Origin of the sequence: Parvimonas sp. D9, from assembly GCF_035282565.1 — a bacterium.
Classification (GTDB): Bacteria; Bacillota; Clostridia; order Tissierellales; family Peptoniphilaceae; genus Parvimonas; species Parvimonas micra.
Map to the genome: position 1 here is coordinate 60,802 of NZ_JAYKBM010000002.1, position 13,563 is coordinate 74,364.

Below are 13,563 nucleotides of genomic sequence, written 5' to 3' on the forward strand. Positions count from 1 at the left end.
ATTACTCCAACCTTCCTCTAAAATGTTCACTTATAATTTCTATTACAAAAACAGTTAAAAGTAATAAAAATACTATAGTACCAACTTTTGAATATTCTCTCCAGCCGAGCTTTTCATTCAAAATCATACCGATACCACCCGCACCTACATAACCCAAAATCGCAGCATATCTTACATTTCCTTCAAAGTTGAATAATGCAGTTGAAATATATGAAGGTAAAACAACCGGCAATATAGCATATCTAAAGGCATAGAATTTAGTAAATCCCATAGATTCCATACATTCAAAAGCACCCATATCAACAGTTTCAATTGACTCATACAATAATTTTCCAACATAAGATAATGAAAAAATAAAGATTGCAACAGTTCCTGCAAAAGTACCAAGACCCCAAATATAAGTTGCTATTAAAGCACAAACAAGAGAAGGTAGAGTTCTTAAAATACTTAAAAATAATTTAAAAAATCCATTTACAAATTTATTTTTAGTTATATTGCTGGAAGCTAAAATTGCAATAGGTAATGAAACTAATGCCCCTAAAAACGACCCCATCAAAGACATTTTTATAGTGTCAAAAAGTGGAATTATAACCTCTTTACTATAACTAAAATCAGGTGGAATCATTCCTTTTAAAATATTAAAAAAGTTTCCAAAATTTTTAAATACTTCAAAATAAAATCCGGTAACCTTTACTGAAATATACATTAAAAAAATTACAATAATTGTGATTAAAGGAGTTTTTGAACGTGGTCTAAAAACTACTTTTCCATTATCTAAAGTTATCTTTTCCTTAGGAAATATAGTATCAAATATATTTTTCATATTATTCTCCAGTTTCAAATAAATCTTTTTTGTAAATTTTATCTAAAATTTCCTTTGTAATATCACTTGATTTCCCGTCATAAACAATTCTACCTTTATTTATTCCAATAACTCTATCACAATATTTTAAAGCTAAATCAACATCATGAATATTTAGTAAAATAGTAATCTTATTTTCTTTATTAATTTTTCTAAAATCTTCCATAACTTGATTTGAAGTTACAGGATCAAGAGCAGCAACAGGTTCATCGGCTAAAATAATTTGTGGGTTCTGACCCAAAGCTCTTGCTAAAGCTACTCTTTGTTGTTGACCCCCTGAAAGTTGATCAACCCTTACATATGCTTTTTCCAACATATCTACTTTATCAAGAGCCTCTAAAGATTTTATTTTACATTCCTTAGGAAATATTCCAAAAAACTTTCTAAAACCTGTTAAATCCGGAACAAATGCAGTTAAAACATTTTTTATAACAGTTGTTCTAGTAACAAGGTTGAAAGATTGAAAAATCATACCAATTTTTCTTCTAAACTTTCTAATATCGGAGCCACTTAATTTTTTTACATCAACATCATTTACAATTAATTCTCCTGAAGTAATTTCATGCATCTTATTGACACATCTTATTAATGTAGATTTTCCGGAACCGGAAAGTCCTATAATAGCTACAAACTCTCCCTGTTCAATTTGTAAATCCACATCAATTAATCCCTTTGTTCCGTTAGGATAAACTTTGCTAACTTTTTTAAATTCTATCATATTTTTCTCCATATAATTTGTTAAAAAAGGAGAGATTTCTCTCTCCCTAATTCTCACACAATTTAATTAATTCATCATTATTTTAATTTTTTTACAATTTCTTGAGCTTTTGCTTCGTTATCATAGTCAGCATCTTTTGCCGGTTGATAACCTTCATGACTATAAACAGCTATAACTTTCTTGCCTTGTTCAGTTTTAGCAATTTCAATCAATGCTTTTTCTAAAGCTTTTTTGAATTCAGGTGTTACATTTTTAGACTTCTTAGAAACACTTACAGTATCATTATAAATAGGAGCAGTTACACCTATAAGATTTGTTTCTTCCCAAATAGATGCTTTTCTTCCGTAATTTTCAGTCCATTTCTTTTCTTGATCAAGTCTTGCATCAGCATATGTACAAAGTACATCAACTTGTCCTGAAGCAAGTCTTGCAAATGCAGAACCGTAAGAATCACTTAAAATTGCATTATTTCCTAAATCTTTAATAGTTTTTCCAAAAGTTTCATTTAACCAAAGAGTTGGATAAATATAGCCTGCAGGAGAAGTTGGATTCATAACACTCCATTTTAAATCTTTAACATCATCCCATGTTAATTTTTCTCCGGCATTTACTTTTTTAGCTATTGCTTGTCCTTTTTCAGATGGTCCGGCAATCATTAATGCTCTATAAGAAGTAGCTTGATCTTCTGTTTTCTTTGTCGGTTTTTTGTCATTCCAAACTTTAGCAGAATCATCATTTATAGAAAGCCCTTTTCTAGTAGCAGTTAAAAGAACTTCTGCTCCGTCTCTATATAAAACATAAGTTCCTGCCGGAATAAATCCAACATCTAAAGTTCCGGCATTAAGACCTTCTCCAACTGCTTCAAAACTTGTTCCAACTGTTATTTCAACATTTTTTACATCAAAGCCTTCTTTTGCCAATTGTTCCTTTAATAAATTTTTTAAAGGTTCAGTTGCAGTAACTATTTCTGACGGTTCTCTTGAAGGTACAAAACCGATTGAAAGTTTTTCAATAGTAGTTTTTCCATCAGCAGATTTTTTTCCTTCTTTTTTAGAGCCACAGCCCACAAGAAGTCCAGCACTTAAAACAAGTGCCAAAGATGAAATTAAAATTCTTTTAAATATTTTCATAATTCCCCCTGTATATTAGTGAAACATAAATTGTATGATTTGCCCTTATATTATATCATTTTGAATAAGCGTTTACAATTAGAAATATGACTTTTTTTCAACTTTTTTAATATTTAATTATATTAATAAATTTTCTAAATTTTAATAACAAAAAAACGAGTCAATTAAACTCGCTCATTTTTAATATTAAAAAACTCCACACAGACAAACAGCTCAAACAAAATTACAATTAGCTTTTTTCAATTCTTTATAACACTCATCAATTGTAGCACCGCTTGTATGTATATCATCTATAAGTAAAATATTTTTTCCTGTTAAATCGCAATCAACTAAGAAAGAATTTTTTAGATTTACACTTCTTTCTTCAAGAGATAAAAAATGTTGTGATTTAGTATTTTTTATTTTATGAAGATTATCAAACAACTGTATGTTTGAATACTTTGAAATTTCCTCTGCAAGCAGTTTTGAATGATTATATCCTCTTTGTCTAATTTTCTTTTTACTTGAAGGAACATAAGCAATATAATCCATCTTTTCAAGCAAAGATTTATCTAAATTATCAAATATCAACTTTCCAAAAGGTTTTTTCAAATATACTCCATTTTCAAACTTAAATTCCTTTATTTTTGTCTTTAACATTCCGGAATAATAAAACAAAATATCTTTTTTAAAATATTTTTCTCCATAATCATTAAAAATTTCCTTATCATATTTTCTGATTTTAGATAAACAATCCTCACACAAATATGAATTTTTTATAATATTTTCTTTACAGAAAAAACAGTAATCTTCATTAAAAAAGAAACTTTTTAAAAATTCTTTAATCATTACAATAAATCCTCTACAAGTCCATAAAAATGTTTTATCCTATTTTCCAAATTAGAATATCTGCTATTTATTGTATTATTTCTAATCATATTATTCATAACATTCTTATCTCCAACTAGTACAATATTTTCCTTAGCTCTTGTAATAGCAGTATATAATAAATTTCTGGTTTGAAGTAGTCTATATCCATCAAACATAGGAATAATTACAGATTTAAATTCAGAACCTTGAGACTTATGTATAGTTATTGCATAAGCTAATTCTAAATTATCTAAATCTTCTAAGGTATAATCTATAACCCTATTATCATCCATTTCAACTGTCAACTTCTTACTTGATTTATCAATGAAAATAATATGTCCCATATCTCCATTATATACACCAAAATTTTCTTCTCCGTCAGAATCAAAAAAAGAAAGATTATAATTATTTTTAGTTTGCATAACTTTATCATTTACACGAAAAAGTTTATTACCAACTAATAGTTCATCAGTTGTTTCAGTTTTCGGATTTAAAATATCCTGTAACAATCTATTTAATTCAAAAACTCCACAGATTCCTTTTCTACTTTGAGTAAGAATTTGAATATCTTTAGAAAAATCATAGCCATAAGCATTCGGAAGCCTTTTACTAATCAAATCAACTACAACATTTCTAGTAATTGCTGGTGTTTCAGTTTTTAAAAAGAAAAAATCACTATTTTTTTCATTTAAAATTGGCTCTTGTCCATTATTTATTTTGTGAGCATTAACAATTATATTACTACTTTCAGATTGTCTAAAAATATCAACAAGTTTTGTATATTTTATCTTTTTAGAATTAATTAGATCCCTCAAGACATTTCCTGCACCGACACTTGGAAGCTGATCAACATCGCCTACAATTACTAATCTCGTATTATCTTTCATTCCTCTTAAAAGTTTTTCAAAAAGAACTACATCAACCATACTCATCTCATCAATAATAATAACATCAGTATCTAAAGGATTATCTTCATTATACTCAAAATGTCCAATATCATCATAGCTGCTTGGAATATAACCTAACATTCTATGAATGGTCTTAGCTTCTATTCCGGTAGTTTCTTCAATTCTTTTTGCAGCTCGACCGGTTGGAGCACAAAGAGAAATATTATAACCATTGTCTAAATATATCTTAGATATTGTATTTATTATTGTGGTTTTTCCGGTGCCCGGACCACCAGTTATAATAGAAATATTTTCTTCAAAACAAGATTTAATTGCATCTATTTGAATTTTTGATAATTTTATAGATAGACTTTTAATCGCTTCCTTTATTTCCTTTTCAATATCAAATAAAATTTTGAAATCATCATTTAATGCCATTTTTGCAAGTTTACTTGCAATATAACTTTCAGAAACATATAAATAATCTAAATAAATATTTGATTCCTCAAATGAATTATCTATAACTACTTCAGAAGATAAAAGTAAATTCATATATACAGGTTCTATAAGTTCTGTTTCAACTCCTATCAGTTTAGAAACTTCATTAGTAAGTTTTTCTTTTGGATAGTAAACATGTCCAAAATTTATAGCTTTTTGATTTAATACATAAAGAATGGCTGATTCTATTCTATAGGGACTATTTTTATCTAAATTATTCTTCAAAGCTATTTCGTCTGCCTTCAAAAAGCCAATTCCTTTTACATTTTTAATCAACTTATACGGATTTTCATTGATGACTTCCAAAGTATTTTCTCTAAAGATATTGTAAATTTTTTTAGATAAACTTAAACTTATACCAAGACCAGTAAGATGAAATAAAATGTTTTTACTGAACTTTAATTCTTCAACAGATTTTTTTATTTTTTCTATACTTTTCTTTCCAATTCCTCTGACTTCTAACAATTTATCAGTTTCATCGAAAACTATGTCTAAACTTTTTTTACCAAATTGTTTAACTATATAACTTGCATTTTTAGGACCTATTGTAGAAATAATTCCACTTGCCAAATATTTTTCAATTTCAACAGTAGAACTAGGTAACTTTTTTTGATAGGAAGATACATTCAGCTGTTCGCCATACTTGTTATCGTATGTAAATTCCCCTTCAACTTCTAAACTTTCTCCTATATTAACAGAATCAAAAATTCCTACAATTTTTATTTCTCCATCACTTGTATTTAAATCAAAAACCGAATATCCGTTCTCTTCATTTACATATCTGACCTTTATAACTTCTCCTGTTAATTTCATAACTTCTCCTGCATATAAATTTAGGAAACTAAAACTAGTTTCCTAAAAAGTTAATCTTCTATTCTTTCAATATTTGCTCCTAATGACTTCATTTTACCTACAAAGTCATTATATCCTCTATCTATATGATAAATATTTCCAATTGTCGTTGTACCTTCCGCAACAAGACCTGCCAAAACAAGAGCAGCTCCCGCTCTTAAATCCGTTGCATTAACTTCTGCTCCGGAAAGTTTTCTTACCCCTGCAATTCTAGCTTCTTTACCACTTGTTGCAATAATAGCTCCCATTTTGTTAAGCTCTTTCACATGCATAAATCTATTTTCAAAAACAGTTTCAGTAACTTTTGCTTGATCTTCACATACACATAAATAAGCCATAAATTGTGCTTGAACATCTGTTGGAAAACCCGGATAAGGTAAAGTTTTAATATCTGTTCCCTTAATCTTATCGCTTCCTTTTACAAAAATTGAATCCTCATCTTCATTTACAACAACATAAGCACCTGTTTCTTTCAATTTTGCAATAACAGGTTTGATATGGTTTGAAATACAATTTTGAACTACAACCTTTCCTCCGGTAATTGCAGCAGCTATCATAAATGTGGCAGCTTCTATTCTATCAGGAATAATAGTATGAACTGTACCCCCTAATTTTTCTACTCCTATAATTCTTATAGTGGAAGTTCCCGCTCCTGAAATTTTTGCTCCCATTTTATTCAAAAAATTTCCTAAATCTACAATTTCCGGTTCCATTGCAGCATTTTCAATTATAGTTTCTCCTCTTGCTAAAGTTGCAGCCATCATTATATTTTGTGTTGCTCCTACTGATGGAAAATCTAAATAAATTGTATCTCCATAAAGTTTTTCACATCTCGCTGAAACTTTATCCGGTTCTTCTTCAATTAATGCACCTAAAATTTTAAATCCTTTTAAATGTAAATCAATAGGACGAGAGCCTATTGCACAACCACCCGGCAAAAATGCATCCGCTCTACCAAATCTTGCAAGCAACGGACCCATAACTAAAAATGACGCTCTCATCTTTTCCATTAAACTTCTATCAGTTACAAAAGAATTTATATTACTGGAATCAATAGAGACTCTATTTTCAGATAAAAATTCAACTTTGGCACCCAAACTCTCTAAAACTTTTAAAATTATTTTTACATCCACTAAATTAGGAACGTCTTCTAAAACTATCGGTTCAGTTCCCAAAAGCGAAGCAGCTATAATAGGAAGTGCTGCATTCTTTGCTCCATCTATTTTTACAGTGCCTTCTAAAGGGGCACTTTTTCTTACTAATATCTTAGGCAAACAAATCCCTCCAAAATATTTTTTTATTGTGAAATAACAAGATTCCAATATACCTATCCGATGTGAAACATCATGGAAAGGTGGAGTCCTCATCTATTTAAAACTACTTTATTTCAGTCATTAAAATAAATTTATGATAATAAAAATAGATTCTGTCTTGTCATAAATTATAAATCTGCTTTTATTATACCACATTTATACTATATTTTTAAACTATTTACTATTTTTCTTAGATTTATATCTCAATTGTGAATCCAATATTTTTTTTCTCATTCTTAAACTCTTAGGCGTTACTTCGATATATTCATCACTTTCAATAAATTCCAACATTTCTTCCAAACTCATGATCTTTGGTGGACTAAGTTTTAAAGCATCATCAGATGCTGAAGATCTAATATTTGTTTGTTGTTTCTTTTTACAAACATTAACTTCAATATCAAGCCCCTTAGCATTAGAACCTACAACCATTCCTTCATAAACTTCAGCTTGAGGAGAAATAAATAATATTCCCCTCTCTTGTGCTGAATTTAATCCATAAGCTGTTGCAACACCAGTTTCAAAACAAATTAATGAACCAACATTTCTCTTTGGAATTTCCCCTTTAAATGGTTCATAACCTTTAAATTCAGTATTTAAAGTACCACTTCCTCTAGTATCAGTTAAAAACTCTGAACGATATCCTATAAGTCCTCTTGCAGGAATATTAAAAATAAGTCTTGTATATCCTGCTTGTGAAGGATTCATATTAACTAAGTCAGCTTTTCTTTGTCCTAACTTTTCAATGACAGAACCAACAAATTCTTGATCTACATCTATAGTTACAGTTTCTATTGGTTCTAATAATTTGCCATTTTGGTCTTTTTTGTATAAAACTTCGGGTTTTGAAACTTGGAATTCATAACCTTCTCTTCTCATATTTTCAATTAAAACTGAAAGATGAAGTTCTCCTCTTCCTGAAACTCTAAAGCTGTCTGTTGAAGCAGTATCCTCAACTCTTAAACTTACATCCGTTTCTAATTCTTTATAAAGTCTTGCACGAATTTGTCTACTTGTAACAAATTTTCCTTCTTTACCTGCAAAAGGAGAGTTATTAACTATAAAATTCATGGCAAGAGTAGGTTCAGAAATCTTTACAAATGGAAGTGGTGTTACATCTTCCAAAGAGCAAAGAGTATCACCTATGCTAATACCTTCAACTCCCGTTACTGCAATAATATTTCCTACAGATGAACTTTCAACTTCTTTTCTGGATAAATTTTCAAATTCATATATTTTAGTAATTTTTATTTTCTTATTTATACTGCTATCATTATAATTTACAATTACAGCATCATCTCCAAGCTTAACACTACCGCTTTCTATTTTACCAATACCTATTCTTCCTACATACTCATTATAATCAGTAGTAGAAATAAGTAATTTAAAAGGCGCATTTTCATCTCCTTTTGGTGCAGGAATATAGTCAACAATAACATCCAAAAGAGTTTTCATATCTTCAGTCTTTTTGTTAAAATCCATAGTTGCATATCCAGATCTTGCAGATGCAAAAACAAAAGGACTTTCTAAATAATCTTCAGACGCGTCAAGTTGGATAAATAAATCTAAAACTTCATCAACAACTTCTTCACATCTAGCTTCAGGTCTATCAATTTTATTTATGCAAATAATGGTTGGCAATTTAAGTTCAAAAGCTTTTCTCAAAACAAATTTAGTTTGAGGCATAGGTCCTTCAAAAGCATCAACTACTAGGATAACTCCATTTGCCATTTTTAAAACACGTTCAACTTCTCCACCAAAATCAGCATGTCCCGGAGTATCAATTACATTAATTTTTATTCCATTATAATCAATGGCAGTATTTTTTGAAAGAATTGTAATTCCTCTTTCTCTTTCTATATCATTTGAGTCCATTACTCTTTCTTTTACATCTTGATTTTCTCTAAAAACACCGCTACTTTTTAATAAACAATCTACCAAAGTAGTTTTACCATGATCAACATGTGCTATAATCGCAACATTTCTTATATTTTCAATATTTTTCATATACTTTCCTTTCTATATTTATATCCAATGCATAACAATTAATTATAGCATATATACATCAAAAAGTAAAATTTTTGATTGATTTTATGCCTTTTTATCAAAAAAGACAATTCGTTATGAACTGTCTCTTTTGAAATATTTGCATTAAATTTTTATTCTAGTAAAATAGTGGTCTTCATTTTCCGCAAATATGTAAGCTCCACAGTTTAGCTGAGTTTTTAAAGAGTAAGGATTATCCTTATTTACACTCATATAAATTTCCTCTTCTTCAATTTCATCTTTTATAAGCTCGATTAATAGTTTAAGGCCTCTTGTTGCATAGCCTTTATTTCTATATTTTTTTATAATTCCATAGCCGATATGTCCTGCTCCCTCTCTTAAAGAGTCATTAAGTTTTTTTCGTACTTTAAAAAGACCCACTATTTCATCATCGTCCCATAGGAAATAATAATTTTGAGGAACTCTATTAGGTTTTAAGTCAATTCCCTTAGATTGTTTTTCACAAGTTGGAATTACCTCATTTACAAATTCTTCAAATGAAACATTATAAAATCTATTCACAAACCCATTCTCATCTTCAGGAATTGAAGTCATTGCAATATATTCTTTCTTTGCATCTTCAATATTCATCTCTTTTAAAAATAGCATATAATCTCCTTAAATTTCTATAAGTTTTTTAGCATAATCATCTTTTAGATTTAACTCAGCTATTTTATTTTTTATTTCTTCATATTCAAAATATAATCCTATTAAACTGTCAAATTTATTATCGTCTCCCATATTAATTTTTTCTATTTTCCCATCATCAATTTCAACAGTATAATCTCTTTCTTCATCTAAGATAAAAGTACATTTAGGAGATTGTCCATATATCCAGTCTTTTGTAGCATATTTTTCAGATTTTATTTTATCTATATTTAAAATATCCTCTTTTGTTAATTCGCAAATTTCAAAATTCTCTTGAGTTTTTAAAATTTCATTTTTTAATTTTTCTAAAAAATCTGAAATTTCATAATCCAGTTTTGAAATTTCTTTTAAATTTGCAACACTGCTCTTTACAGATTTTGCAGATTTTGAAATAATTTTTTTGTTTTTTACATTCAAAGCATTTCTTAAATTATCTAAATTGCTATCAAATAGAATGCAACCGTGATGTAAAACTCTTTTCTTTCTCATAAATTGAGAATGTCCACAAATTTTCTTTTCCTTAACTCTAAAGTCATTTCTCGGAGAAATATTAGCGTCTATATTCAAACTTAAAAGAGCATTATACATAGGTTTTAAAAATTCCTTAAAGTCAAGTGCAGTATCCCCGGTTGTATTTGTTATGTAAGTATAATTTAGATTTCCAAAATCGTGAACAACCGTTCCACCGCCCGAGAGTCTTCTGGCAATATTGATATTATTTTCAAAACAGTATTTCATATTTAATTCTTCAATTAAATTCTGATGTTTTCCAATAACTACAGATGGTTCATTTATCCAAAGCATAAAAACTTCATCTTCTTTAAATTTTTCAAAGATATATTCTTCCATAGCTAAATTAAAATACACATCTGTACTTTTATTTTTAATAAAAATCATAATTTCTCCTCAATTCCAAAAGTATCAAAACTATTTTATCATATTCATTAAAAAAAGGATAGAATTTCTATCCTTTTTCAAATAAATTTTATATTTTTTACTTTTTAGGTAAATGTACACTAACTCCTTCAACATCTGCAATAGCTTCATATATTGCTTCTGAGAATGTTGGATGTCCAAATACCATTTTAATTGCTTCTTCAACAATAACTTCTGATTGCATTAAAACTGAAACTTCATTAATCAACTCGGATGCTCTAGGTCCAACAATATGAGCTCCTAATATTTCTCCATATCTTGCATCAGAAATAATTTTAACCATTCCTGATGAATCTCCATGAGCTAAAGCTCTCCCATTTGCTCCATAGTTAAATTTACCAACTTTTACATCATAAGATTTTTTAGCTTCTTCTTCAGTTAAACCTACACTTCCTATTTCAGGATATGTGTAAATTGCTCTAGGAATAACATTGTTATTGTATTTGTCTGATTTGCCTTCAATTATTTCTGAAGCAGCAACATATCCCATTTTAAATGCAGCATGTGCAAGAAGATTTTTACCATTAACATCTCCAGGAACATAAATATTCTTTAAACTTGATTGCATTTTTTCATTAGCAACTACATTTCCATTTGAAACTTCAAGTTTCACATCTTTTAATGCGGTTAAATCAGCTTCTCTAGTTGTAAGTAAAATTACTTTTGCACTAGCAACTTCTTCTGAACCTGCTAATGCTTTTTCTCCGGAAATTTCTGTAATTTCTTTACCAAAGATAAATTTAATTCCAGATTTTTCTAAAGATTTGATTAAGATTGAAGAAACTTCTGAGTCTATTACTTCAATAGCAGAATTCTTTCTTTCAACAACAGTTACTTTACTTCCAAAAGAGCTGAATATTTGAGCCATTTCAACTCCGATATAATCTGCTCCGATTATTACTAAAGATTCAGGGGCTTCTTTTAAATCCAATGCTTCATCAGTATCTATAACATTTGAATTATCTGAACCCTTAATATTTTTAACACATTTAGATCCACCAGCAAAAATTATTGAACCACAAACAAGTTCTTTTCCGCTTTCTAAAGTTACATTTCCATTTGAATTTATATAAGCTGTTTCTTTAAACATTTCAACTGAATTGCTCTTTAATAAAAATTCAACACCAGCAGTAAGTTTTTTTACTATCGAATTTTTGAATTTTAATGCTTTTGCAACGTCGACAGTAACATTGTCATTTTCTAAAATAATTCCTCTTTTGCTTGATGCTTTAATTCTTTCTATATCTTCAACATTTTGTAAATATGTTTTTGTTGGAATACATCCTCTATTTAAACAAGTACCACCAAATTTATTATTTTCAGCTATTGCAACCTTTGCTCCCTTTTGAGCAGCTTTAATTGCTGAATAATAACCAGCAGGACCACCACCAATTACAACAACATCATATTCACCATCTTTTAATTCTTTTTTAGTTTCAGCTTTAACTTCAACTACTTTTTCTTCAACTTGTGGTTTAACTTCTTCCTTAACTTCTTCTTTAACAGGTGCTGAAGCAGTTTCAGGAATAACATCCCCTTCATCTCCAATATATGCAATAGTTGTTATAACTGGAACAATTTCTCCATCTTGTTTTAAGATTTTAAGCAAAGTTCCTGAAGCCTCAGCTTCGATTTCCATATTAACCTTATCAGTCATAATTTCTAAAATTATTTCTCCGGCTTCAACTTTGTCGCCTTCTTTTTTAAGCCATTTTACAATTTGACCTTCTTCCATTTCACTACCAGCTTTTGGCATTATTACTTCTGTTAACATAATTTTCTCCTCACACTAAACTAAAATTGAAATAGGATTTTCTAAATAATCTTTCAAAGTATTTAAAAACTTCGCAGCTTCCATTCCATCAACAACCCTATGATCAACAGTAATTGATAATTTCATAATAGGTCTTACAGTTATTTCTCCATTTACAACAACCGGTTTATCAACAGTTGCACTTACACCTAAAATAGCACTATTAGGTTGATTTATAATAGGAGCAAAAGAATCAATTCCAAACATTCCTAAGTTACTAATAGTAAATGTACTATCTTCTAATTCTTCTGACTCTAATTTCATTTCAACAGCTTTTTTAGTTAAGTCCTTTAATGAAATCATAAGTTCTCTTAAATTCATTTTCTCAGCATTTTTAACAACCGGAGTTAAAAGTCCACTTTCAAGACCAACAGCCATAGCAAGATTTACATATTTATGAAGTAAAATTTTAGTTCCATCTGCTGATAAACTACAATTTACATATGGATGTTTCATTAAACTCTTCACAGTTGCTAAAGAAATTATATCTGTAATAGTAAGTTTATATCCTGTTTCATCAATTAATTGTTGCATAATATTAGCTCTTAAGTTTTTAACTTCAGTCATATCAACTTCTATATTTGCTACAAAAACTGGAGCTGTGAAATAACTTTCACTCATTCTCTTAGCAACAGTTCTTCTCATCATTGACATTGGAATTTCTTCAACTTCACCATATGATTTTTTAACTTCTTGAGTTTCGATTTGTTGTTCTTCAACTGCTTTTTCTGTAGAAATTACATCTTTATTTGTTAAAAATTTTAAAACATCTTCCTTTAAAATCTTACCATTAACTCCAGTTCCAGTTACCTTAGTTAAATCAACACCTTCAACTTCTGTAATTTTTTTCGCAAGAGAAGAAACTTTAATAATTCCAAAATTTTTAAAATTTAAAACATCTTCTTTTTGAATTCTTCCCTTAGGGCCTGTTCCTTTTAGCAATGATAAGTCGATATTATTTTGCTTAGATAAAAATCTTGCAGCAGGTGTTGCTCTTAATTTTATATCAGACAT

The 13,563-nt window shown here is 28.9% G+C and carries 11 protein-coding genes; all 11 read right to left on the reverse strand.

Annotated elements, in window-relative coordinates; all coding sequences use genetic code 11:
* Nucleotide 1 precedes the first annotated feature (1 nt).
* The gene (phnE, locus tag VJI94_RS02520; RefSeq protein ID WP_324008211.1) at nucleotides 2-823 is read right to left on the reverse strand and encodes a phosphonate ABC transporter, permease protein PhnE; all 822 of its coding nucleotides are present in this window, start codon (nucleotides 821-823) and stop codon (nucleotides 2-4) included.
* A gap of 1 nt (nucleotide 824) precedes the next feature.
* Nucleotides 825-1,592, reverse strand: coding sequence for a phosphonate ABC transporter ATP-binding protein (gene phnC, locus VJI94_RS02525; protein WP_004833162.1), 768 nt, complete (start codon nucleotides 1,590-1,592; stop codon nucleotides 825-827).
* A 65-nt stretch (nucleotides 1,593-1,657) separates the two neighbouring features.
* The gene (locus VJI94_RS02530) at nucleotides 1,658-2,710 is read right to left on the reverse strand and encodes a phosphate/phosphite/phosphonate ABC transporter substrate-binding protein (protein ID WP_314939155.1); all 1,053 of its coding nucleotides are present in this window, start codon (nucleotides 2,708-2,710) and stop codon (nucleotides 1,658-1,660) included.
* A gap of 213 nt (nucleotides 2,711-2,923) precedes the next feature.
* Nucleotides 2,924-3,538, reverse strand: a complete 615-nt coding sequence (locus tag VJI94_RS02535) for a ComF family protein (RefSeq protein WP_324008212.1) — start codon at nucleotides 3,536-3,538, stop codon at nucleotides 2,924-2,926.
* Nucleotides 3,538-5,757: an ATP-dependent RecD-like DNA helicase gene (locus VJI94_RS02540; RefSeq protein ID WP_324008213.1), complete on the reverse strand. Its 2,220-nt coding sequence runs from the start codon at nucleotides 5,755-5,757 to the stop codon at nucleotides 3,538-3,540. Before VJI94_RS02540 ends, VJI94_RS02535 begins: the two co-directional genes overlap by 1 nt.
* Before the next feature lie 50 nt (nucleotides 5,758-5,807).
* Nucleotides 5,808-7,070: a UDP-N-acetylglucosamine 1-carboxyvinyltransferase gene (gene murA, locus VJI94_RS02545; protein ID WP_029948674.1), complete on the reverse strand. Its 1,263-nt coding sequence runs from the start codon at nucleotides 7,068-7,070 to the stop codon at nucleotides 5,808-5,810.
* Between the two features lie 213 nt (nucleotides 7,071-7,283).
* Nucleotides 7,284-9,113 (reverse strand): translational GTPase TypA, encoded by a 1,830-nt coding sequence (typA, locus tag VJI94_RS02550; protein ID WP_324008215.1) that lies wholly within the window; start codon nucleotides 9,111-9,113, stop codon nucleotides 7,284-7,286.
* 144 nt (nucleotides 9,114-9,257) lie between these two features.
* Nucleotides 9,258-9,761, reverse strand: coding sequence for a GNAT family N-acetyltransferase (locus tag VJI94_RS02555; protein ID WP_324008216.1), 504 nt, complete (start codon nucleotides 9,759-9,761; stop codon nucleotides 9,258-9,260).
* Nucleotides 9,762-9,770: 9 nt separating this feature from the next.
* Nucleotides 9,771-10,697 (reverse strand): lipoate--protein ligase, encoded by a 927-nt coding sequence (locus tag VJI94_RS02560; protein WP_324008217.1) that lies wholly within the window; start codon nucleotides 10,695-10,697, stop codon nucleotides 9,771-9,773.
* Between the two features lie 97 nt (nucleotides 10,698-10,794).
* Entirely contained in the window at nucleotides 10,795-12,510 is a 1,716-nt protein-coding gene (gene lpdA, locus VJI94_RS02565) for a dihydrolipoyl dehydrogenase (RefSeq protein WP_324008218.1), read from the reverse strand.
* Nucleotides 12,511-12,525: 15 nt separating this feature from the next.
* Nucleotides 12,526-13,563: a dihydrolipoamide acetyltransferase gene (locus VJI94_RS02570; protein ID WP_324008219.1), complete on the reverse strand. Its 1,038-nt coding sequence runs from the start codon at nucleotides 13,561-13,563 to the stop codon at nucleotides 12,526-12,528.

Bases quoted from the DNA above. Each gene is read 5' to 3' on its own strand.
- phnE (WP_324008211.1), bottom strand. From the start codon at position 823: ATGAAAAATATATTTGATACTATATTTCCTAAGGAAAAGATAACTTTA.
- phnC (WP_004833162.1), bottom strand. From the start codon at position 1,592: ATGGAGAAAAATATGATAGAATTTAAAAAAGTTAGCAAAGTTTATCCT.
- VJI94_RS02530 (WP_314939155.1), bottom strand. From the start codon at position 2,710: ATGAAAATATTTAAAAGAATTTTAATTTCATCTTTGGCACTTGTTTTA.
- VJI94_RS02535 (WP_324008212.1), bottom strand. From the start codon at position 3,538: ATGATTAAAGAATTTTTAAAAAGTTTCTTTTTTAATGAAGATTACTGT.
- VJI94_RS02540 (WP_324008213.1), bottom strand. From the start codon at position 5,757: ATGAAATTAACAGGAGAAGTTATAAAGGTCAGATATGTAAATGAAGAG.
- typA (WP_324008215.1), bottom strand. From the start codon at position 9,113: ATGAAAAATATTGAAAATATAAGAAATGTTGCGATTATAGCACATGTT.
- VJI94_RS02555 (WP_324008216.1), bottom strand. From the start codon at position 9,761: ATGCTATTTTTAAAAGAGATGAATATTGAAGATGCAAAGAAAGAATAT.
- VJI94_RS02560 (WP_324008217.1), bottom strand. From the start codon at position 10,697: ATGATTTTTATTAAAAATAAAAGTACAGATGTGTATTTTAATTTAGCT.
- lpdA (WP_324008218.1), bottom strand. From the start codon at position 12,510: ATGTTAACAGAAGTAATAATGCCAAAAGCTGGTAGTGAAATGGAAGAA.
- VJI94_RS02570 (WP_324008219.1), bottom strand. From the start codon at position 13,563: ATGTCTGATATAAAATTAAGAGCAACACCTGCTGCAAGATTTTTATCT.